General features: G+C 59.6%; 15 protein-coding genes and 3 pseudogenes. 3 read left to right on the forward strand and 15 right to left on the reverse strand.

Annotation, left to right across the window (positions count from 1 at the left end):
* Nucleotides 1-121 precede the first annotated feature (121 nt).
* The 3 genes and pseudogenes from AC066Y_RS40725 to AC066Y_RS40735 form a co-directional block, all read right to left on the reverse strand.
* A pseudogene (locus tag AC066Y_RS40725) lies at nt 122-850 on the reverse strand (putative bifunctional diguanylate cyclase/phosphodiesterase); the annotation flags it as partial.
* A 781-nt stretch (nt 851-1,631) separates the two neighbouring features.
* Nucleotides 1,632-1,898, reverse strand: coding sequence for a DUF3551 domain-containing protein (locus tag AC066Y_RS40730; RefSeq protein WP_478278762.1), 267 nt, complete (start codon nt 1,896-1,898; stop codon nt 1,632-1,634).
* A 225-nt stretch (nt 1,899-2,123) separates the two neighbouring features.
* Complete coding sequence (locus AC066Y_RS40735; RefSeq protein ID WP_456828428.1) at nt 2,124-2,324, reverse strand: hypothetical protein; 201 nt, start codon at nt 2,322-2,324, stop codon at nt 2,124-2,126.
* Between the two features lie 573 nt (nt 2,325-2,897).
* Here AC066Y_RS40735 and AC066Y_RS40740 point away from each other — a divergent pair.
* Nucleotides 2,898-3,560 (forward strand): effector protein NopP, encoded by a 663-nt coding sequence (locus AC066Y_RS40740; protein ID WP_478278763.1) that lies wholly within the window; start codon nt 2,898-2,900, stop codon nt 3,558-3,560.
* A gap of 1,657 nt (nt 3,561-5,217) precedes the next feature.
* Nucleotides 5,218-6,543, forward strand: a complete 1,326-nt coding sequence (locus tag AC066Y_RS40745) for a DUF3422 family protein (protein WP_478278764.1) — start codon at nt 5,218-5,220, stop codon at nt 6,541-6,543.
* 137 nt (nt 6,544-6,680) lie between these two features.
* On the opposite strand, the gene AC066Y_RS40750 is transcribed toward AC066Y_RS40745, so the two are convergent.
* From AC066Y_RS40750 to AC066Y_RS40770, 5 genes and pseudogenes are all read right to left on the reverse strand, one after another.
* Entirely contained in the window at nt 6,681-7,004 is a 324-nt protein-coding gene (locus tag AC066Y_RS40750; protein ID WP_050401225.1) for a DUF736 domain-containing protein, read from the reverse strand.
* Nucleotides 7,005-7,648: 644 nt separating this feature from the next.
* Nucleotides 7,649-7,921 (reverse strand): hypothetical protein, encoded by a 273-nt coding sequence (locus AC066Y_RS40755; protein WP_478278765.1) that lies wholly within the window; start codon nt 7,919-7,921, stop codon nt 7,649-7,651.
* A 30-nt stretch (nt 7,922-7,951) separates the two neighbouring features.
* Nucleotides 7,952-8,875: a DUF2493 domain-containing protein gene (locus tag AC066Y_RS40760; RefSeq protein ID WP_456724656.1), complete on the reverse strand. Its 924-nt coding sequence runs from the start codon at nt 8,873-8,875 to the stop codon at nt 7,952-7,954.
* A gap of 375 nt (nt 8,876-9,250) precedes the next feature.
* Nucleotides 9,251-10,312 (reverse strand): DUF7146 domain-containing protein, encoded by a 1,062-nt coding sequence (locus AC066Y_RS40765; protein ID WP_478278766.1) that lies wholly within the window; start codon nt 10,310-10,312, stop codon nt 9,251-9,253.
* Nucleotides 10,313-10,905: 593 nt separating this feature from the next.
* Nucleotides 10,906-12,082, reverse strand: a pseudogene (locus tag AC066Y_RS40770) (DUF932 domain-containing protein).
* 1,867 nt (nt 12,083-13,949) lie between these two features.
* Here AC066Y_RS40770 and AC066Y_RS40775 point away from each other — a divergent pair.
* A complete protein-coding gene (locus AC066Y_RS40775; protein ID WP_456761398.1) occupies nt 13,950-14,234 on the forward strand; it encodes a hypothetical protein in 285 nt (94 codons plus the stop codon).
* A gap of 220 nt (nt 14,235-14,454) precedes the next feature.
* Here the strand turns inward: AC066Y_RS40775 and AC066Y_RS40780 are convergent, their stop codons facing one another.
* The 7 genes and pseudogenes from AC066Y_RS40780 to AC066Y_RS40810 form a co-directional block, all read right to left on the reverse strand.
* Nucleotides 14,455-15,789 (reverse strand): glutamine synthetase family protein, encoded by a 1,335-nt coding sequence (locus AC066Y_RS40780; RefSeq protein ID WP_456724659.1) that lies wholly within the window; start codon nt 15,787-15,789, stop codon nt 14,455-14,457.
* Nucleotides 15,786-17,075 (reverse strand): ATP-grasp domain-containing protein, encoded by a 1,290-nt coding sequence (locus AC066Y_RS40785; RefSeq protein WP_478278767.1) that lies wholly within the window; start codon nt 17,073-17,075, stop codon nt 15,786-15,788. Before AC066Y_RS40785 ends, AC066Y_RS40780 begins: the two co-directional genes overlap by 4 nt.
* Complete coding sequence (locus AC066Y_RS40790) at nt 17,072-18,094, reverse strand: EamA family transporter (protein WP_478278768.1); 1,023 nt, start codon at nt 18,092-18,094, stop codon at nt 17,072-17,074. The genes AC066Y_RS40785 and AC066Y_RS40790 overlap by 4 nt, the downstream gene beginning before the upstream one ends.
* A complete protein-coding gene (locus AC066Y_RS40795; RefSeq protein WP_478278769.1) occupies nt 18,091-18,921 on the reverse strand; it encodes a gamma-glutamyl-gamma-aminobutyrate hydrolase family protein in 831 nt (276 codons plus the stop codon). Before AC066Y_RS40795 ends, AC066Y_RS40790 begins: the two co-directional genes overlap by 4 nt.
* Complete coding sequence (gene rtxC / locus AC066Y_RS40800; RefSeq protein ID WP_478278770.1) at nt 18,918-19,976, reverse strand: dhydrorhizobitoxine desaturase; 1,059 nt, start codon at nt 19,974-19,976, stop codon at nt 18,918-18,920. Before rtxC ends, AC066Y_RS40795 begins: the two co-directional genes overlap by 4 nt.
* 31 nt (nt 19,977-20,007) lie before the next feature.
* Nucleotides 20,008-22,485 carry a 2-aminoethylphosphonate--pyruvate transaminase gene (locus AC066Y_RS40805; protein WP_478278771.1) on the reverse strand — a complete coding sequence of 826 codons (2,478 nt, stop codon included), beginning with the start codon at nt 22,483-22,485 and terminating at the stop codon, nt 20,008-20,010.
* A 753-nt stretch (nt 22,486-23,238) separates the two neighbouring features.
* Nucleotides 23,239-23,347: pseudogene (locus AC066Y_RS40810) on the reverse strand (IS5/IS1182 family transposase); the annotation flags it as partial.

Raw genomic sequence — 23,347 nt, forward strand, 5'->3', positions numbered from 1 at the left:
GCACCGTGACAACGCTGATGAAGCTGATCGGCAAGCTCATCAAGACATTTGCACCCGAGCAATGCGCGAACTACTTTCGACATGCCGGATACGAGTAGTGACCCATATCAAGTGGAAACCGCTCTAGGCTCTCATTGAAGGCAAAACGGTTCGGAAGTTGGGTCAGGGTATCCCGTCGGCCCCTCCTTTCGGCCTCCAGTTGAGCAATGGCGCGTCTGGTAAATTCGAAGGAATGGGCGAAAACGCTGCGCAGGAGCACGAAGCCATAGGCCACGACCAGGATAGCCACGAGCAGATAGGCGAAATCGTCGTTTCTGCCGAGGCAAATTGCCGTACCCACAAAGATCGGAGCCGTGAACGCAACTGCCGCCACCGGAATCGTGGCGAAGGCGAATGCGCCACCTGCAAGCATTCCAGAGCAGAGACATGTAATGACGAGCTGCCCGCCATTGGAGGCGTTCGCGAAGAAAGCCACCGGCACAATTGCCCAGGCGGTTCCGAGAACCAGCGCATTCCGTACCAGCCGGTGCATGGCCTGGCGCGACACGAACTGGGGCTTCGTCATCAGTCGTGATGAACGCGCTTTCAGGCCTATCGATAGCGCGCCGCAGACGACAATCGCCGCCCAGATCAGGGCAAAGTTTCTGTCGGGCGAATGCCAAAGCGCAATTGCGAGCACGGTCGCATTGCAGGCGTTGGCCAGCATGATGCCCAGCGAATAGCCAAGCACGAGGGAGATCTGCTCGGCACGAATGTAGCCTGCAACCGCTTCATCGGTGACCGGCCCGCCAAATGCCGCCAAATCTCCGGCTAGGAGCTTCGAAAGCCAGGAGTTCAGATATGCCCTCATTCCGGGACCCCTGCAGGACTGGTTGTAGCGTTGGCGCCAGCTCTGGAAGGTCGCGGCAAATCTTTGACAAAAGATAAACTCTTGATTGTACCAACCGCCTCGCGACACCTCACGGCGCGCCGGATTCATTGTTGAGGCTTGGACCGGTTAAAATTGAAGACGAACTCCGTTCGTTTCGTACAGAACCATTGTTTTATCGGATCGCAAATCAGAGCTTACTCGCATGCGGAAAGCCTCAGCACCGCCGAATAGAACGGCTGGGTGCGAGATCGATCGGGCCTGACGAAGGGATGGCGGCCGCGCGCATTCCGCGGTTGGGGCGCGTGCTCCGACGACTTTCTCTTTGCGTGCCTGGCGGTTCGCTGTCCTGCTGCACGGCACGCCAGCCACTAAAAGGGGCGATCTTTCGGCAAAGGAGCCAACGATTTTCAGCGTGTCAAAATCGCACTGCAGCTCTCTTACCCTGGGGCGCAACCTGCCGGCAGACCGCAATCTGCGCTGATTGCCGCGCTGGTGTTTGGCGGGCCTCACGACTGGCATGCCAATCAATAAAAATAAGTTGCCGCCAGCACGCGAGATCTTAGCCCTGAGTTTCGATGGCCATGCGGCGATCAATCCTCCCGGCTACAGGTCGGATCACGTCGCAGCCACAGGAAGCGGCGCAAGGTATCGTTGATGATATCCTCTTCGCGCTCGGCACAATGCGCGCTGCAATCGAGCAGCCGACGACCGACGCGCCCTTGGCGCGGCTGAGTTGACGCAGATTGGAAAAGGACCGCCATCAGCGCGGGCGCCACCCATGCTCGAAAGCGTAGGTGGGATTGATAGCGCAATGTGCGTACGTGCCCGATGCAGTGGCCTGGCACTGTCTATAGGTTGAGAACTGGCAATTGCCTGGATAGCCCCAGCTGCGCCCTTGCAGACAGTAAAGGTCTCGCGGGGGCGGCGCTAAGTGCTTCGCGCGGTTTCGTGCGGCTGCGGTCGCTCCCGATGCGAGGCCGACCAGGACGGAAAAGGTGACAACAACTATGAACGGAAGGAACCGCATACGGTCTTTTGACCGCCGCCATGGATTCTTTCCGATAGCACGATCAACCTCAGAACAACCTGTTTGCGTCAACAGACCGCGCAGCGACCAGTGTAGTCTAGCCCGACGGGCAATGAGTCAAAGCGCGATGTCTGCACGAAACGTACGAACCGCACCTGTGATCGCTTACCCGCCGAGCGGACGCCTTCATGGAACTCTGCGCAGGTCTCCCCAGCCGATTGCGTCCTAACGCCACATCGTAGGTGCACTGGCCAATGCCGCTCGGCCAATTTTCCTGAGAGCATCGACCGACGTCTCTCCGCGGCTGGCGGCTTCCAGGAGTTTGCAGGCGACATGAGTTCGAGCGCCATTCTCGTGACGCGATACATCTTCGCACACTTCGTCCAGAACCGCTCGCAACAGGGCAGCCAATTCGGAATCGACCATACGAAATGCCCTCAATCCCTCGACAATGATCATGTATCAGCGTGTATCGGGATAGATATCAGGTTGAGTGAACCTCAGGGCCGGTCTACGCTTTCGTTCACTCCTGTAGGGCTTAGCGCAATAGTATAACGAGTATAGGACGAGCACCGACGCAAGTCACCGGGCTTCCACTTGCACCGCTGATGCCGCCGACGGTTTGCGCGAAAGCGCGGACCAGTCGCCCGGCACCCGCGCGTCAGCTTTTTGACAGCTTGGCCGTCTAACATTCTTCAGCCCGAACTCCATGCGACAAAAATGTCGCCGACAAGAGTACGACTTGCAATGCATAACCGGACTATCAGCACGTCGGGTATCGAATCCCTCTCGCATGCACAGGATGTTGATGAAATCAGGCACTCAGCAAACAGTGACATGCAACCTGATACAGATACCCAGAGGTTTGCGGACGTGCTTGCAGGCATTCAGTCGACACCGAATTCGAACGCTAGTTCGTCTTCGGCGGTAGCACCGTCGTACTCCCTAGTTCGCCGAACTCCTGTGATTGAGATCACAAGGTTTCAATACAAGCAAAAGATGAAGGATTTTCATGGCGCTGAAATCAAGCATATCGCGGCGAACCCACAAGAGTACTCGCCTTTCGTGTCCTCAAAAGCTGCGCGCACAGCAAGTCTGGCTGAGGGCACCGGTACGGCCAGAAGACATACCGACGACGCCCGATATTTTAGCTATGAGTTGGGCAACGAAAGCGTCGGGCTTCTAAGAACAGAATCCGGATTTCGCATGAGTGAGGTGTTCGAAGGCGAAAAGTGGCGGGAACTGTTTCCCGGGCGAACTGACATCACATCCACCACAGTTCTTCGGGTTACTCATCCGCTCGTCGACAACGCAGGTGATATTCTGCTGGAACATCAGCTTCGGCTCGATGGCGAACGACCATTGATCAATTCCACTCCAGTCAGCCTAGAAGCGCAATCCCGTCTCGCGGCGATGGGTTTTGTTGAGGTGGATCAAGCGAACATGGTTCTTGACGCTGCCCAGCATCCCGAAAAGTGGAGTAAGAATGGTGACGGTGAATGGCAGCGCGCAGATAAACCTGCACTGTATCTTTCTAAAGCTCGGGACACCAAGGACAGCGATGCCGAGAGTGTAACAAGCATCTCGACCGATTCGTGCGACAATAACGTTGATGTAGACAAACTCACTGAAGCGCTCGACGAGCTCCTCGCCGAACAATAGGCGGTTTGTCCAATGCTCCCGGCAGCAGCCATTCTGCTTCCAGAGCTGGCTGCCATAGACCCATTGCTGAAGGGTAATTGGCTTCTTGCGAACTTTGACGAACGCCGACCCAAATTGTGGGCGCGGCTGCAGAGAACCCAACGTGTATCACACTTCGTCGGGACTCTTCCTCCGGAGTCGACTTTTTTGCCGAACGCATAGTCCGGCAAGGTGCTGTCTCTTACGAACGTTTCAACTCGCAGGTTCCCGCCGCCGGGCCAGCCAGTCGTTCTTGATTACGAAACGTTCTCGGTCGCACGCTTAGCCAGCTAACCTCCAGCACCGGTTGTAGGCCGATGACTTCGCATTGGTCGGTCGAGGCGCAGCCGTCCTTCGGGCAGATCTATCCATCGAGGAGGCCGTTTCGTGCGCTCGATCCAAACAGAGCTGACATCAAGGACAACGCGGCGATGCCGAGTCCCGCCGAGAAGCCGACCCAACGAATTCAGTGGTGATTGGCTCTTTGTGCTGCCAGGCGCATATTTCCGATTCCGCGATCAGGCCTTCGGCCCCACGCCTCGCTCACGATAGTCGCCGGCCGTATCTGTGGTCCGCCGCGATTTGGTCGATCGCTCACAACAATCGCCACGTATCTGCCTCGCTGCGACATTCAAGCCGCGATGCTTGCGCTTCTCTCAAAGACGAAGACGGCGAGAGCTCCAGCTGCGTGATCCAGTCAACCTCACTCGACGTGACGTTATCAGCCCATCGCCGAACCCTTGCCCCGCGGGTCCGGGCGCGGTCACTCGCTGGGCTCCGCATCGACAAATCCGGCCGGAGCGTGGCCACTCAAACAATGGCAGCGGCCGGGCGAGCGATCACCTGGCCGAAAACACGCAATTCCCTGCGGCCTGTGCCACGTGCGCATTCTGTCGGAATACAAGCGCGCTTCATGTCTGAAACCCGCCTCCGACTGTCTTCGAAAGCCACATTGCGTAAAAACGACGCGGGAGCGCCCCTTGAATAGTGCTGGCCCAAATCCTGCACCGGCTCTCTGCGCCAGGAAGTTTAACGACGGCAACAAGATGGGAGTCGCGTTTGGGCCTCGATCCGTCAATCGAAAATGCGGTTGCCGCACCCGAGGTCGTTTGTCTGCACCACGCTGGGAGAACGCAAGACGTTGCTGCTTGCCACGACCTCGCGCGGCATCGGTCATGCGACCGGGAAACTGCTTTCAGGAGGGGGCCGGCGCATCTTCACTCGCACGCGGCACCCCTTCGGTGGCAGGCGATGTCGGTGGGATTCGGAGACAGACAACCCTGCCCGCGTAAATCCAAGCATTCGTCGGACGGTGCGGCGGGCCACCGACAAGGTCGCGGAACGGCTTGCTGGCGCACCGCTACACTTATTGAGCCGCGACGCCGGCATTTCGTTATAGACACCGGACCGTACCCGGCAGATGCCGTTGATGGCTTCATTCGAAAGCTGGATGAGGCTGCTCCATGTCAATCTCCTCCTCCCGCAAGACCTCTTTCCCGAGTTCAAGGCGACCTCGGTAATGATCGTCGACATGGCTTGATCAGCAACCTGGCCGCGTGGAACCGTTTCCCAGCACCGCCATTGCCTCCCGCGTCAAGGCAGACGGTTGCCTGCTCACCTTGAAGCAAGGCGTCAATGCATGATCGATGAACTGGATCTGCGAACCTTCACGCCACATCCGCAACGCGACGCTGTGCTCGGCGAAGTGCACGCGCGCCCTTTCACGCGCCTTGTTTCGCCCTTCAGCGTGATCCACTTCGCTTTTCTTGCACAGGGCGAGGCGGCCACGAGCGATCGCTGTCGTTTTATCGATTTTTGCCTCGAGCGCAATCTTACGCCGCCTGAGCAATCGGCGAAACTTCATCAGATTGTCATCGGGCCCGCTACGCTACGCTGGGAGCAGCATTCGGAATTCACAACATTCACCTGGATCTGGACTAACGCAAATCGTTCTGCCGCAGACCAATTTGACAAAGTTGATGGTACCGTCGGATCGCTGATCCGCGCGTTGCGTCAGACCGGACAGTTGCTGGTCGCGATCAGGCTGGAAGTGGAGCAGGACGCCTCGCCGACCAGGCGGGCCGAAAAGATTTTTGACAAGAACAGCCTGGCCATGGTTGCCACAAAGAGCGGCGCAGGCGTAGCGGCCTCAGACTTCCGCGTAGACGAAAAAGGCTTCACGAAAATCCTCGTCTGCGACCTCGGGTTGACGTCGCACGATCTCGGAGCGTTGGTGCAACGGCTCCTGGAAATCGAGACCTACCGTCCATTGGCGCTTCTTGGCCTGTCGACGGCCCTTGAGCTTGCACCATCCGTCGATCGCATCGACCGCCGTCTTGTCGAGGCACTCGAGAAAATGCAAAGCGGTGAAGGGCTGCAGTTCAACAACCATCTGCTTGCCGAGCTGACGGCGCTGGCCGCATCCTTCGAAAGAGGCGCGACCGGCAGCCTGTTTCGCTTCGGCGCCAGCAGGGCCTATAACGAGCTGGTCCAATCGCGACTGTCCATCATTGAGGGCAACGATGTCTCGGGCTATCCAACCTGGTCGTCGTTTCTGGCGCGCCGCATGGCGCCGGCGATGCGAACCTGCGCGACCGTGGAGGATCGGCAGGCGACTCTCTCGGTCAAGCTCGCGCGTGCCGCCGATCTGTTGCGAACTCGGGTCGACGTCGAAATCGAACGACAGAATCGCGACCTGTTGCAGGCCATCAACGAGCGCGCGAGACAGCAACTTCGGCTGCAGTGCACGGTCGAAGGATTGTCGGTCGGGGCGATAGGATATTATGTGGTCAGCCTGTTTAGCTATCTTGCCAAGGGCGCGCATGATGTCGGACTGCGAGTAGAGCCCTCGTTCCTGACCGCAGCCTTCGTGCCGATCGCGGTCGGCGTCATCTGGCTGGTGAGTTATAATGTCCGAAAGCGACACCTCAAGCACGACGACGCGCCCTCACTTAATTGCGACTAGAGCTCCTCGAGGGACTCGGTGCGTCCATCCTGCGAAGCTCGCATGGTGCTGGTGCGACACTGCCGCAAGATCGCGGCCGTCTCCTGCGCAGGGTAATGCCCCGCCCGGACCGGCCGGGCGAGGCATCGTGGATCGGGTCAGTCGCCGTTGCGACGGCTGGGACGGGACCAGATCAGGCTGAAGCCCTCGCCTTCCTCGTCGGCGAAGAGGTTGGCGAAGATCGGAGCGGTGAAGCTCGGATCGTCGAGCTTGAGGCTCAGATAGTCGCGACCCTCGTTGGAGCGCTTGGACCAGCCGGCCCCGATCTCGGCCCGGCCCACGTAGATGCGGTGGCTCGGAGCGTTGTCGTTGGAGCGGTTGGTCTCGGCGACGATACGGACGCCCTTGGCTTGCAGGCTCAGGGTGACAATCTCGCCCTGGAAATCGTTGCCCACCTTCTTGAAAGTACCGATGTTAGCCATGTCACTTCTCCTGTTGTATTTCGAGCCCGCGACCACCGCGGCCTCGATGGCGATCTAAAGGCCGAGGACGATGGGCGACGCACCCCTTGCGGGCCGGAGCGCAGCGGAGGACGCCGTTGTGGCGACTTTCTTGGCTCGCGAGGAATGGGCGGAGCCCAGGGGAAGAAAGTCGCATCAACGGCGTTGCGGCTCAGACGATCGAGGCGGAGCCGGTCTTCGGCCAGATCAAGCCATCTAAGAGGCCACGTGCGTCCGCGGGCTGGATCGCAAGCTCAGGAGAAAACTTGGCAAATCTCGGTTGGGCTGCACAAGAGGTTGGAACGACTCGGCGAACAAAGAGAAACAACCTGCCGCAAAGGGCGATGTCGTGATGAGAGAACAATCGAGAACGACTCACCGTGCCAGGCGACGAGGTGGGTCCGGCCGAGATCCGCGCAGCCTGGTCGAAGTGCTCCGAAGGGGGCTCGCGATACCTCTCACTCCAGCCACTTGCCACCGTTCAATATACCGATCCTGCGCAACCTGTTCGATGAGGAAGGTGACGATGGATCATCATTCGCGCGTTGCGGCCATGAGAAAGGTTGGGACTGTTGCCCCACCAGTTCAGCCGGCTCCAACAGGCGGGTCTTCGCAAGCAGGAACAGTCACCTGCGTCCATGTCGCGCCGCCAACGCAAAACGCGTCAGCAGCCCGATCCGCGCAAGCGTGAGCACCAGGTGCGACGAAAACGGCCACGCCACCACTGGCCGCCCGACGGCCGCCCGATAGAACAAACCAATGCGTGGTGTGGTAACAACAAGACCAGGCGCGAGCATGGTGGCGGCTTCATTCAGATGGACAACGATCGCATCTCCACCGCCGTCACAAGCCGCAACTTTGGACACAAAGCTGGACGCGCCGGAGCGCCAGGCGTCCAACTCCGCTCGATAGTTTGGAAAAGACGGCGCTCACGCGCCGCCGAATTTCCAGACGGGAATGCCGAAACGCCTCGCCTTGTCGGCGAGGTTGTCCTGGATTCCCGTACCCGGAAAATGCATGACGCCGATCGGCAAGAGCTCGAGCATGGCATCATTGCGCTTGAAGGGTGCTGCCTTGGCGTGCTTCGTCCAGTCGGGCTTGAATGCGATCTGGGTCACCTTGCGGCTCGTCGCCCATTTGGAAGCGATCAGTTCGGCCCCCTTGGGTGAGCCGCCATGGAGCAGGACCATGTCGGGATGCTTGGCGTGAACCTTGTCGAGGCGATCCCAGATCAGGCGGTGGTCGTTGAAGTCGAGCCCACCGGTGAGTGCGATCTTCGGTCCTGACGGCAACATGACCTCGGTTTGGGAGCGGCGCTTGGCGGCGATGAAGTCGCGGGAGTCGATCATCGCTGCCGTGAGCGTGCGGTGGCTCACCAGCGAGCCCGACCGAGGACGCCAGGACGAGCCGGTGTGAACCTCAAACTGCTCCATGGCCTGGTCGCGGAAGAGTTCCAGGCAATTTCGGCGCTCGATCAGGGTGATGCCCTCCGCCGTCAGGCGCTCGAGCTCGACCGATCGCACCTCTGACCCATTCTGCTCCCGCTGGCTTTTGTGCTGCGCTTGTTCATTGTCGTCGAGCTGGCGTTCGATACGATCGACGGCCCGGTGGAACAGGTTGACGGTTGACCAGAGGAGTTCGCTGAGATCGGGTTCAAGCCGCGTATTGCTCAGCGTGGCGACCAGCACGTCGAACATATCGACGATGGTACCGGCGATCATCCGGCTCTCGGGAAGAGGTCTTGGATCTGGCTGGTCGTCGAAAGGGCGATAGCCGAAGAGCTGCAATTCGGTGAGGACGTGTTCGCTCGGAGACGGGGCATGCGTCGGTTCGATGTCGTCGTGGTCGGTCATCGCAAGAGATCCTTTTGGCGGAGCCGCCGCGCCCATCGCGGCCTTCGTGGCGATCACTCAGACGGCGGGTGGCACGGGCCAGAACCCGGAGCGGCTTGTCCGCCCAGGCCCGCAGGGCGTGGGCGGAAGCGAAGGGCCGAAGCGGCAGCGGAGGATGGCGAAGACCGGCTATTTTGCTTCGCGATGCAAAGCGCGCTCGCCAAATCGCGATCCTGTCTTCTCATTGCCTGCGCGCGGCGGAAAATGGCCGGACGCAGCCATTGCCGGCCCGGGCCGCTTGCCGTCCGATCGCCCGCTAGAAGGCCGAAGGTCGCGTCCTCTCAGCCAATTGGGTTCGGCTATGACCGATCTTTCGCCATCGGTCGAACTACGCGACTACCCGGCCTCGATCGTGGACGAGCGCAGGAAGCGGGCGGCATCGTCAGGAACGAGTTGAAGCCGCAACGCCGCCCGCAGAGCCTCAAGGCCGAAGACATGCAGATCTTCGTTGAAGTCGCTGAGCCGAGGCGACAGCGAGATCGCTTCAACGCCGGCGTCCTCCGCGCGCCGGGTAAGGATGGCTTGTACGGCGTCTCCGGCGGCATCGGCGTCACGGGCGATATAGAGCCGACGCAAGCCAGCCGGCAGCAACATGGCTGAGAGATGATTGGCCGAAAGGGCAGCAGCCATCGGCAAGGTCGGCAGGACGCAGCGCAGCGACAGCATGGTCTCGATGCCCTCGCCGGCAGCGAGCACATCATCCACCAGGCCGAAACGAACAGCGTTACCGAGCAAGTCGCCCATGGCGCGCCGTGGGGTGTCGATGGGAGCCTTGCCGAGCCGGATGCGATCAAAGCCGTCCGGATCGAGCCAGGTGCGATGCACGCCGCATATCCGCCCATCAAGATTCGTGACGCTGGCTATCATCGCTGGCCATGTTTCCATCGGCAAATGCTCGTCCGGTCGATAGTAGCAACGTGGATGGAAGCGCAAGCTGCCGCTATGGTGGATACTGACTATTCCGCGACGCCGCAAATAAGCTTCGACCACCGTACCGTCGATGGAGCTGGACATTGCAAACAGGCGACGGGCGGCTTGCGGCGAACCGGCTCGCGCCGCTGGACCGTCGGCTTTCGGGGCGGCTTGCTGCTCGCAACGAGGTAGCGTTAGAAAGCGTCTCGCCTCCTCGGCCACCTTGCGAAAATCGCGTAAAGCCATACTTTCGCGGATGATGTCGAGCAGGTCCCCATGTTCTCCGGTGGCGGCATCGGTCCACTTTCCGGCGGGCCCCTTCGTCGATTCCTGGAGCCGTACGAACAACGAGCGTCCTGGCGTGTTGCGGACATCGCCAACCACCCAGTATCGTCCCACCCGCTTGCCATTGGACAGATAGTGTCGGCATACGCCCTCGGCCTCGCGTGCGAGGCGGCGTACCAATTCTGAGACATCAAAGACCATCACGCGCCCTCCCGCTCAACGAAGCGGCTCAAGACGAATTTGCTTAAGAGGATGTCGCGCGACGGCGACAGCTTGATCTTCCAAACGGCGCTTGCCATGTCAGCTTCTCCGAACCAGGCGGCCGGGAGCCTCTCTCTCGGCCTCCAACCCGTTCGCGGACAAGCCTGTCCAGCTCTCGCTCTGGCTTTCGGCGGCAAATGGCGTTCGTTGGCGTGTGCCGCGCTATCGGAAAAAACCAGGTCGCGCCGTCACATGGCGGATCGGATGAAGCTCAAATGGCCGCCGGCGGTGACAGAGGCGGTTATGTTGACTGCCCCTGAGCCAAGACGTTGGGGCGAACACGAAGCTGAACGCACGGAAGTGGGTTCGTGGCAGCGATTGTATGAATCAGCCGATCGTGTCGACGCGAGAAGCCAGAGATTCCGATGTATCGTCGCAATCCCATGCGCGGGTCTCGATCCCGCAAGAATTCTAAACTGACCGGACCTTTCAGTCCGCGATGGACATGACGGCGAGAGAGCAGCGCCCATCACCCCTGAACGTAACGGGTAGGCGTACCAGGCCGGAGACCAGGATCTCAGGCCCGGCTGACATTACGCCGCCCGGTCGAGCAACTTCTTGGCCTTGGTCTCCATGTCCAGGCGGACATCTTGATGCGGCTTGTCACGCGCGACGGCGGTGATGCCCTGCACGAAGTCGAAGATGCTTTCAGGCGGGCGGCCCTCCTCCGCCAGCACCGCGTCTATCACCTTGCCTGTCTCGGCCTTGGAGAAGCCGCGGCGGCGCAAGAACTCGGTGCGATCCTCGTCACTGCGTGCCACGATCCGCTCGCGAGCGGCCTTGATGCCAGTGACGAAAGGCATGGGTGAAGAGTTGGCGAAGTTCGACAACGCCGGGGCTGCCTCGTGAGCAAATCGCGAGGCTGCGTATTTGGAATGGCGGATTGTGATCTCCTCGAAATCTTCCACGCCCCACAGATTGCGATTCTGGCAAACCGCACGAAGATAGAAGCTCGCCATGCCGAGGGTCTTCGCGCCGACTTCCGAGTTCCAACAATAGAAGCCTCGGAAATAGAGGTCGGGCGAGCCGTCACGAAGACGACCGGCTTCGATCGGATTCAGATCATCGACCCCTGTCTGATGCATACAGGGTCGTCGTGGCCTTGGAAATGTCGACACGGGGATTGTAGATGCCGCTCGACCAGTCGAGTACACCGGGCACCTTCCATCGTGTATCGCCTGTGCCATTGCCGGCGATGCGCTGTACGGCCTCGACCAACTCGCGGTCGTAGATCCGGCCATAGTCGGGGCCGGTGACGGCGCGAAGCTCGACACGGCTCTCCTCGGTCTCGAGCGTTTTGATCTGCTCGAGACGATTGGCGTTCAAGCCATATTGCAGGTTGATGGCTGCGAGTGACGCAGGGAGCTGCCGGAGGTAAGCGGCCGGAGCGCCAACCTGGCTTGCAAGCTGACCGAAGCTCCAATGCGTCGGTGCAACCGGAGTGTCGGAGCCGGGCAACATCAAGGCCAGCCGCTCAGGGTCGGCACGGCTTGCGTTGACATGGATCAGCGCGCTTTCGACCACGCGTGTCCGGCTGCGGTTCGCGCGATCGTGCACCGTGCGAGCCAGTTCATCGAGCGACAGGTAACGCTCATCCGCCGGGCGGGAAAACCACTCCGAGGACACCCGACCGACGCGCTCGCCGCGACTCACATCCACTCTGTATCCGCCGCTCGCAATGCGGCCGGCATCAACAATCTGCGTATTCATGGCAGCAATCTCCATGACGGGCGCCGGAAGACTCTCCTCCGACCCTCAACCCGTCATGGCCAAGGCCACCCCACTCTGCCTCTCCCTTTTTACGGCCGCCCCGAGGCCCAAGACATTCCACGCCGCCGCAGCTCCCGTCAGGGATGGAAGCCCGAAGGGTGAAAACCCGGCGCAAGCCGGGGTTTCAGCGTGAGCCGACAGCCCGCTCCCGGAGGGAGACGGCAATGAACCCGGGACCTACGGTCCAGGGATGCTCACGGCGTGACGATGCCAGATTGCGACGGGGGAACATACCGACTACGGAAACGGCGAATGTCCCGTGACCCTCCTGGCCCCCGCACGACTGTATAGGCCACACTATTGATCTCGATGGTCGTCTGTCGCTGGTTCAAACTCGGTAGTGAGCCGTGCTGACGCAACTGAAGAATCAGGGAAGCAGGGGCCGGTTGATCGCGATGGGCCCAGTTCGGGCCAACAACAGGGCCGAAGTCCAGATGCCCGGAGTCATTCATCGGCCCTGTTACTGCGTGATCGAGTTGCCGGTGATGGCGTGAAGGCTCGGCGGAAGACGAGGGTCCGGCGCCTTCTTGATTCTGAAAGCCGAGCTCGCGGAACGGTCCCACGACAGATGGCCCGACTTGCTGGCCGCGCTGCATCGCGTATACGTGGGCGACTTCGCGTACCATTGAGTCGTCGCTGCGTACTCTGTCTCGGGGCGGCACCGGTCGAGTCAACTCGAGGAGGGCGCGCTGGCGACGCAGGTTCTCCTCTTAAGCAGTGAAACCCGCTGTCGCTGGTATCATCTCGGCTCTCGATGAAGTTATCGAAACTGTCGACGGTGTCGTGTCGACGCCGCAGGTCCTGGGCCCCTTCATGACGCACAGGCTCGACGGGAAATGACGAGGCGGCCTGCTGACCCGGAGCGGTCGGTTCACAGGCGCTATCATGCCGCACAAAGCGACAATCGTCGGGCAACCCAAGCGCCAACCGCTCCGCCGATGTCCCTGCCTGCCGACGTCCAACCGCGCAAGGCACCACTGCCGATATTCGTTAATATCCGCCCTCGGAGGCAATACCGCCCGAGCTATCTAAAAGCCGTTGCGGTCGACGATCCCCGTAAGGCCGTCGGTAGGGCGGCTCTGCGACGGATTTCGCACAAAGCGAGGACCGCCGCGCAACGCAGACTCACGATAAGGACGAGTCAAGCGAGACTCCCGGCGACATTCAATCCCGGCCAGCACCGCACGAAACTCCTGCGACATACTGCCCAGCGAATTGTCGCCCGCATTCGATGATCCGAATCTTCGCGCCGCGACTGTTTGCTGGCGAAATCCGTTGGATCGGCTGATGGAAAGGCTTCCATACCTTGGATTTCTTCATTTTCGGTGATTGTTGGCATAGCGTGCAGACAAAGCTCGCTCGATAGAGTCCACACCTAATCTCCCGTTGAGAACCGCCAAAGCCGGCTTTCGGGGTGCGGTAGACTGCCCAGCTTAGCTTACAGGATGCTGACAAGTTCGACGACAAAAGCGGTGCCTGCCGTTAGACGACTCCAGACGTGAGAACTTCAAAGCCGCCAGTCGCGCGCGTCTATCTCCCCGGCCGAGGACTCCGGCCACTTCAGCAGCGCAGATCTTGCACTCGTCCCTCCAGTCGTGAGCAGGGTACGACGATACGAATGTCGTATCGCCACAGGTAAGACAACAACTTCGCGAATTTACCCCAAATCTCCTAAACGATGACCACACAAGAGAGATTAGATGAAGCCGCGCTGCACGTACGCATAACGCGACGCAAGCGGCGCAGGCGGGCGGCGCGGCGTCGAGCCAAAATCGCTCCGTCAAGCAACTCGATCCAGGAGACGTGAATGAAATTGGTGAAGACCTCTGTACTCGCATGCGGCCTTGCGGCTTTCCTTGCTTACCCAGTCATTGCGCAAAGCCTTGCCGCAGATGCCAAGGCTCGCAAAGGCGAAGGATCAAGCGTACAGAGCGGGATAAGCGATGATGAGGACTCGTCGCCTAAGCTCAGGGCCGCCGGCGCAAAAGCGGGCAGGAAGTCGACCAAGGGCGCAAAGAATGCGGCCGACGGCAACGCGTCCGACAATGAGGCAGTTGACGACCCTGCGCCGATAAGCAGCAAGCGGCACTGACGCGAAGCCCTGTTGGGGTCAACCTCCGGTCGCGCCCTGCGGCCGGAGGTTCAGCGGACGCGCCGCAACATGGATAGCTAGATTGTGGTGGTCGCCTGCCTCCAGCAAGACGGCGAAAGAAGGAAGGGTCCAGGCGTGAACTTCCGCGGCTGTCCCGGACGGATGCCCAGGCCCTGACCAACCGCGGCGCAACGGCGGCAATCCTCAATAGTGCGAACAGCTAGATGATCTCGAAGTACCGCCGACGTTCAAAGTCAGTCACCCGATGTTGAACGGCCTCCCACTCCCAGCGCCGGGAGCAGGAAAAGGCCTCGACAAACCTTTCTCCGAACACATCATTGGCCGCCGGCGACTGTGCAAACCGATATGTTGCCTCTGCCAGGCTTTGAGGCAGCCTTCCGGAGCGAGGACACATTTCCATGCTTGCGTCACCGACGATCGAAGCCGGCAAGTCCGCATCGGTCTCGACGCCCAGCACACCCGAACCGATAGCACATGAGAGAGCGAGATATGGGTTCATGTCTGCACCAGCCAGCCTGTACTCGAGGCGATGTGAAGACGGCTCTCCCGGAATGGCCCGCACCGCGCAGGAGCGGTTGTCAATTCCCCAGCTTGGGCAGACCGGCGCCCAGTAGCCGGGGACCAATCTCTTGTAGCTATTGAAGTTCGGCGCGGCGAGGACACAGAACTCATTCATGTAATTCAGTTGTCCGCCGACAAATTGCCTCATGATCTTTGAGACGTTGCCAAACGCGTTACTATCGTAAAACGCATTCTGGCCGTCCGAGAACACCGAGATGTGAATATGGCCCGACTGGCCGGGCCAATCCTCACAAACCTTGGCCATGAATGTTGCCATCATGCCTTTCGTCTGCGCCCAGGCTTTTATCATTGCCTTGAAGATGATCGCTCGATCCGCAGCTTCCAGGGCATCACAATGATGAAGTGATGCTTCAATCACGCCCGGCCCTGTCTCGAAGTGCAAGCCGCTGAGAGGTATTCTGGCCTTCTCACAAAGCGCCAATATCTCGCCGAACAACTCCTGGTGCGCGACAGAGCGCGCAATCGAGTAACCGAAAGGCCCTCGCGTGAACGGAGCCCATTGGCCGAACGGTTTGTCCTCAATCGTGTCGGCGTTCTCATTGAACAGCATGAACTCGAACTCGAACCCGGCCGTGCAGCCGTATCCGTGATCAGCTGCCCTTTTCAGGACTTTGCGCAGGATACCTCGCGGGCAGATGTCCTCATGTGCGCCCATAAACTCGGCAAGGTAGAGATCCTGATCGCCGAGATAAGACACCAAACGGCCGGTGCCAGACAGAACACGCAGATCGGCATCTCCGAATGCCGAGAGAGGCTTTTGCGTGAACCCTGCGGGAATGACCCGGTCCGCACAATCCCACGCCAGCACCGCTTCAGAGAACTTGACGATCTTGTCGCCATCCGAGAGATCTTCACCCAGGACGTGCTTACCTCGAAGGATACCGTCAAAGTCGCTTACGCCAATCATCGCCGCACGAGGCGAGTTCGTGCGCGCCACACGGATGTCGGTCATTGGCCGCCTTCCTGCGCCATCAGATCGAACACCTGATTCATCCGCAGCGCACGCAATTGGCGATAGTCATCCTCAAGCTGTACCAAGTCGTTATTGACGAGGTACACGATGCCTGGTGTGGACACCAGGTCGATCGTCGGGACCAGCTTTTGGCCTATGGGAACGAATGCGATGGCATCCGCGAAGCTCGAGAGATTACGGATTGCATTCAATCCGGAGTAACCGGCAACGACACCGCTCATATCGGAAATCAACGAGACGCACAGTGCATGAGCCTGTCGCTTGTAGGCCCCACGCAACCTCATACACTGTCCAAATTCCTTGGGATTTGCGTATCGCCAGGCCGTCAGCGACATATGATTGTCACCCAACGCCATGGTCCTGGCCTTTGCCGACATGGTTCCTTGCAGTCTCGCTCCGAAGTCGACCAAAACCGGTCCGCGATCATCGACGATGATCTCCGCATGCGCTGGTCCGTTCACGATCTGCAGCGCCTGCAACGCACGCACAAGATAATCGGACAGCTCCAGAACGATGGGCTCCCTGGATCCGAGCAACCACTCGCGTGAGCAGACCGACGATGCGCCCTCGACGGGAACGGTCTCATAAGTCCAGGCCTCGGTGATGAACGCTTCTCCATCGATCGAGACGGCATTTACGGTATATTGCTGACCGTTTATTTTCTCCTGTGCAAGCGCCAGTTCATTGAACGCTCCGACCCGGTTCGTCTTTCCGACGATGGCAGCCAGAGCGCGCTCGACATCCGCATCAGCCGAGCAGAAGAACACGTCCTCCGTGCCTGTGCTATTTAGTGGCTTGATCACGATCTCATCGAAGTTCCCTTGACGTTTCCAGCTAGCGATCTCAACGGCATTGTCAGACACGACCTGCCTGATCGATCGCACGCCTGCTGCGGCCAACGCTTCGGACATCCGCGATTTATCACGCCGGGCGGCTGACAGAGCCGTCCCATTCGAGGGCAGGCCCAGCCGTTCCGAGATGGAATCGGCGAGCTCAACCCCGGTCTCGGACCCCGCTATAACGAACTCCAGCTCCCTGCCGCGGAGCGCCTGAAGATGAAATTCAAGGATCTCGTCGCGCGCCATGCATTCGTGGGGACGAATGATTTCATCATACAGGTCAGCGTCGAAATGCGACTGGAAGATGGCTGGGATCTGTGCAGCCGACATCACGTGCACCGTTCCAATTCCGTACCGCTTGAACTCTTCAGGTAGAAATCGGCCAGTCGAATATGCGTCGACGATTACACATTTGCGTTCGTTCATGCGGTCCTCCGATACTGCGAGTAGACGTTGCCGACAGCGACAATCGTGATGAGAACATTTCCAACGAACGTATGTAGCGAAGGCACGATGCGAGAATCGAAGTACTGGAACAGGAACGTGATGACAGGGGCGGTGGACAGCACCATGTTGACGGTGAAAGGCTCGACCCGTCGGATACCCTCCTGGATCAAGAGCAAAGGAACAATGATCGTGGATAGCCCGATCGCCGCGATTGCAGGCCAATGCTGCGAGATCTCAAGCACCATGGAGGAATAGTCGACCAGTCCCAGCAGCAGGAGAATCGTTCCATAGAACCGGTGCGCCAACACCTGTCGGCCGGAAAATCCGTGGTCGAACAGCAGTTTGACCAGTATATTTGTAAGCGCCAGCGACAGGCCGGCCACGATTGCGAGGACGATGCCCAAGGACGATCGAGGGCCCCACTGCACGCCCGCATTGCCGCTGACCGAGATCCAGATCATGTAGCCGCCAATCATCGCAATCGTGGCGCTCACGACGATGTCGGATGCTGGAGGGATACCCTTCCGCCTGATCAGCGCATTCAACCACACCGTTGCGGCGGGTCCTATCGCCACCATGAACGCGACGACGATCGCAGGCTCGGCGTATTTCAGGCCGACAAACAATCCTATCCAGCTGATCGCGGTCACGAGATTGAGCGACACAAAAGCGACGAGCGCTGGCTTCGTCACTCGTGCCTTGCCCGTCCCGTGACCAGCCAGCAGATTGAACGACAGAGATACGGCGGCAAAGGACACCAACAGAGCAACGAACAGGTCTGCCTGCTGAAAATACGATGCCGCATACACCTCGCCGGCCGCGCTCAGGACGACGTAAAGCGCCACAAAGAGAACTCCCAGAGCGAAGCGGCTTGTCGATCGCCCGCCGTTGGTCCGAGGCTGCTGCGGCGCAGCGCGCACCCCGAACCATGCCCGCGCGTCGGTTCCGGTGAACTCCCCTTTGGATCTGGGCGGACCGCGTTTGGTTTGAAATGTCACTGTCCACCTCTCGTGCTTCTTTGTTCGGCGTACGCGAGACACGCCTCTCCGAACGCCGCGAATAGTCGCTTGCTCAGCAGATCGGTTGAGGCGTGCCATTCGGGGTGCCACTGCACGGCGATCTGCAGCGTCGGCGCGCCCACGACCGAAACCGCTTCGACCAGGCCGTCAGGCGCCCACGCCTCCCGTCTTAGCGCACTGGCCAGCACCTCTATGCCTTGATTGTGAAGGGAGTTGACCTGTGCTTCGACGGTGCGCGCGATCGGAAAGAGCGCACCGTCGGGACATACCCTGATGCTATGTGCGACATCGTACTGGCGATCTCTCGGGCGGTCTGTCTTCTCGGCATGCATCTGGCCACTTCCCAGACTCCACGCGCTAAGGGATGAGCGAAGCGTGCCGCCGAAATAGACGTTGAGCTCCTGCAGACCGCGGCAAATGCCCAGGATCGGCATTCCCTGCGCAATGGCGTTCCTGATCGCTGCCCCGGATAGCCTGTCCCGGGGACGATCACGGATTCCATTCTCGATGTCTTGCTGATCAGGTGCTGGACAGGACGCAGGCGCCCTCAGAACGGCAGGATCGACGTTGGATTCGTCTCCTGTCAACACGAGCCCGTCGAGAGTCCGCATGAACGCCCGTGCGGTCTCAACGGACGCATCTTCGGCGTCGATCGTCGGCAATATGACGCACGCCACGCCTGCATGATGAAGCAGGGCCTTGACGTACTTGCGCCGCAACCAATCGCGATGCACACCATCGACCAACAGACGGTTCGAGGTGATGCCGACCACGGCGCGGGCTTTCTCTGGCCGTTGCAACGTCACGCGGGTTGTCCGCTCGTGCTGGCACCGCGCATAGATTGCTCATACAGACGCCGGTTTCGCTCCTTTAACTGAGTGATGACGCTCGGCTGACCTTGCGGCCCCTTGACGAAGAGCCCTCCCCAGCTTGCGGCAACCTTTGCGTAAGCCGGATCTTGCATCCTGATTTTCTGGGCTTTGTGCAACAGCCAGAACGGGATGCCGGGCGAGAGGTGATGCTCGAGGTGATATTCATCCAGGTTTTGCCCAAGGATAGCCCGCTCCAGGAAATTCCCTTTGCGATTCCTTGTCAGATGGACGTTCTGCGTCTCGGTCTCGCACATCGGTGAGTGCTCGGCGAGTTCAACAAACCAGCCAAGCACCTGGAACGTGGTGAGATAGGGCACGATCCAGAACAGGATCACGATGTGGAGCAGCCCAAGGGCATATGATCCGCCCAGGATGCAGATCCAGAAGAGATAGAAGCCATATTTGTCGATAAGTATGCCCGAGCGGCTCTCGTCCTCGGCATCTCTAATCGAAAACCGGTTGGTCCAGAGATACTTCAGGTACGACACCGTCGCACCGCCAAATATCGGCTTCCAGATCAGGTTGAACGCGTATCGCTCAGGCGGCTGCACGTCGTAAACACCGTTGGCCAGGAAGAACTTCAGGTCAGGATCCTTGTCCGGGTCGCCGAGATATGGATGATGCAAATAGACGTGTGAGATCCGGTAGGCCCAGTGGCGCTGGAACAACGGGTAGGCAGCGAACAGAATCCCAAGGACGTAGTTCCAGGTGGTGTTCTTCGCGAGCGTGCGGTGGGCCGCATCATGGGCGATCGTCGTCAATCCACGCTGGTAGGCGCCGATCAGAAGGACCGCGAGCGGATACAACCACCATGAGACCGACACGGTCGCGAGCGTGCACGCCGCGATCACGACGTAGTCTTTCGCGATATAGGCAGCACCCGTTATGTTATCGGGCCTCAGCTCGGAGAGCTGCTTATTGATCTCGCGACTGAATGGAACGGCCTCATAGCGTGACGACCTCAGTTTCCAAGCTTCTGGCTGATTCATGGGAATCCCTTCCTGATCACTTTCTAGGTTGTCAGATTGCGGCGAGCGCCTTGTGCAGATCGCGGACAATGTCGTCGACGTCCTCGATGCCGACGCAAAGCCGGATCGAACCGCCAAATATGCCGGCGGCCTCGCGCTTTTCCCGTGGAACGGTAGTGTGTGTCGTGGAGACGGGATGCGTCACCAGTGTGCGCGCATCCCCAACATTGGAAACGTGATACATCAAGTCGACGTTCTGGATGAACTTGCGTCCGGCCAGTTCGTCCTCCACCTCAAACATCACCATTGCGCCGTGCCCATATGCCGGGTTGAGCGTCTGGTCGACGGTTTCCCGATCCGCTCCTTCGAAAAGCCCCGGATAGAAGACACGGCGTACCTTTGGATGCTCCTTGAGAGCGTCTGCGACGACCCTGGCGTTGGCGCAGTGCTGCTTCATGCGAAGCGGTAGCGTCTCAAGCCCCTGGATCAGTTGGAAGCTCGCAAACGGAGCGATCGCAGCCCCCGTATCGCGCAACCAAGTCATGCGGGCCTTCAGCAGAAACTCGCTCTTTCCAAGATCGTCGACATCTTGCAGCGCGCTGCGCCAGATGATCCCGCCATGCGCCTCGTCAGGACCGTTGAACAACGGAAAGCGGGAGGCCCCGCGGTAGCTGAACTTGCCGTTGTCGACAATCAGTCCGCCCAGTGTGGTGCCATGGCCGCATATGTATTTCGTCGCGGAGTACGTCGTGATCGCAGCACCGAGATCTGACGGCCGGCATACCAGTGGCGTCGTCGTATTATCCACCACCAGGGGAACGCCGTACTTCCGACCGATCTCCGCCAGCTGCTTGACCGGAAGCGGAATCAGACAGGGGTTCGAAATCACCTCTCCGAACAGGCATATCGTGCGATCATCGATGGCACGTTCGAACGTCTCGGGCCTTCGAGGATCCGCCGTCCTGACGCTGATGCCAAGACGCTTCAGCGTGTTATGGAGCAGGTTCCAGGTATTGCCATACAGATATGGCGAGGCGACGACATTATCCCCGACCTGCCCGCTTGCCAGGTTGACGATGGCAAGGAAGGTTGCCGCTTGCCCTGATGCGACTGCGAGCGAATCCCTTCCCGTATCGACCGCCGCATACCTTCTTTCCAGCGCGCGGGTCGTCGGATTGATGATCCTTGTATAGGTGAACCCATCAGCCTTTACGTTGTAGACATCGGCAATGTGGTTCAGATCGCCATCGAGTTCATAAGCCGTGTTCTGATATATCGGCACGGCCACAGCCTTCGTCACCGGGTCGCGACGGTAACCCGCGTGCAGAACGGCAGTCTCGGGGGACCATGGCACCTGCGCGCCCGCTGCCACGCGAGGCGGCACCTTGACGAGGGCCTGGGATGTCTCCTGGGCGGATATTGGTCGCGCTGCCGCACCCTGTCCAGGGCGGAAGTATGTCCGGAAGGCGCAACCCAACTGCTGAATCCAACCGGATTGAATTTCCCCGATGCAGCCGATCCGGAAACTCCGCGTCGCAATGTGCAGCTTGGAGTAGATGTAAAGGTTGTGGCTCGTCAGGTGGCGATACAGCCCGTCAAATGCTGCCTGATCCGCCATCCCCGACGGCGCAACGAACGCAACGCAGACCGGCGACTGCACGTTGGCGGCTAGCAGCGGGGAGACCACTCCCTCGAGTTCGTTGAGGAGATCGTCCCTGACCTTCTCATACCTGCGGCGACGGGCAGGAATGCTCTCTTCCTCCAGGATCTCCAATGCCCTGGTCGTTGCCTGAACGATATGGGTGGGAGGTGTCGAACGCCATTCACCTGTGCGCTCCAGCGAGAGCCATTGGTCTCTCACGTCGAGCACAAATGACCTCGGCTCTTGAACCGCTTTCTCCAACAATTCGCGAGAGGCGATGACAAACGCTACGCCCGGAGGCCCCTCTATGCACTTGTTGCTCGACGTGACTAGGACGTCAGGGCCACCCTTGCTCAGGTCAATATCGATGCCGCCAAAAGAACTCATCCCGTCGACGATCGTCTTCACGCCACGCCGCCTCGCCTCCTCCACGATCGCATCCAGCGGATTGACGATGCCGGTCGTGGTCTCGCAATGAACGAAACACAGGTGCGTAACGCCGGGATTTCGGTTCATATGCTCGCCGATCTCCTGAGGATCCAAAGGGTCGGTCGCCCGCTTGGCAAGCGTCTGCGCTTCGACACCCCATAGCCGCAGCATCTTGTATATGCGCTCGCCATAGATGCCGTTTATGCAAACGAGTGGTTTGTGGGCTGAAGACACGAATGTTGACAGAGCGGCTTCCATCGCAAAAGAGCCGCCTCCCTGAATCGGGACCACCGAATAGTCGTCGGCATTTGCCAGCAAATTGAGGATCAGCCGCCGCATGCGGGCGGTCACTTCCTTGAACTCGCAATCGCGCGATGCAAGGTCAAGCTGCATTTGGCTCCTGACATCCAGCGATAACGACAATGGACCAGGCGTCAGCAAAAAACGCTGTCTTGTCACACTATTCCCCCTCAGTTGTATTCATCGATGCATCTGGAGCAAAACCGACCCAGCAAAGAGACGGCGAGCGCCGTTCAAGAGCTTTGAGCCCTGCGCGATAGAGCCCGGGTGCGCTTCGGATCGGCAGTCGAAGAAGCTGCCCAGGGACAACCTGCACATCCAGTCGCGGATGCGAAGTGATGTCTCGCAAGGCTCTTGAGCGACGTCATTCAGATCTCCCAACAGTTCGTATTGTGACCGCCCCGCGAGCCCCATTTGGCGCGACGCGCCACTCTGATCCGGCCATACGCATCCCGCAGATTTGAGCGCGAGTGTCGGCTTGTCGCCGCGCGTCGACAGTCCAACCGGACGGCTCACGCGCGCCACTCCGGCAATATTGAAATCGGATCAGCAGTGCGCGTCGGACCGTGGCGGCCGACCCGGATCCCGGCACGGCGCATTTGATGATTGCCGCTTCCTGCGTGAGCCTAAGACTTGAGACATTCGCACACTGTCGCTCGTTGGAGGTTTTTGTACGCTGACGACCCTCGCCGTCTATTTTTAGATCGTACAACTTGACGTTAGGTGCGTTTCAACCCTCTCCGGAATTTTCTCGTGTGAATTTTTCCTGACGTACGCGTCCACTTTCGGGAGACGAGACGACCTGTGCGGAGATTCTCGGACGAGCTACGTAATCGCCTGGAGTTCAATGACGCTGTCGGAATTCACCTGAGCTCGATGGCCACGGACAGGTGAGCTAGGTCGTGTGGACACTTACCGCATCCAAAGGACGATGGCTGCGAGAGTGACGACGGCGCGATAATTTCGAGCGGTCTTTTCGAAGCGGGTTGCAACGCGGCGGAACTGCTTGAGCTTTGAGAAG

The sequence above is a fragment of the Bradyrhizobium sp. USDA3010 genome, from assembly GCF_056429065.1.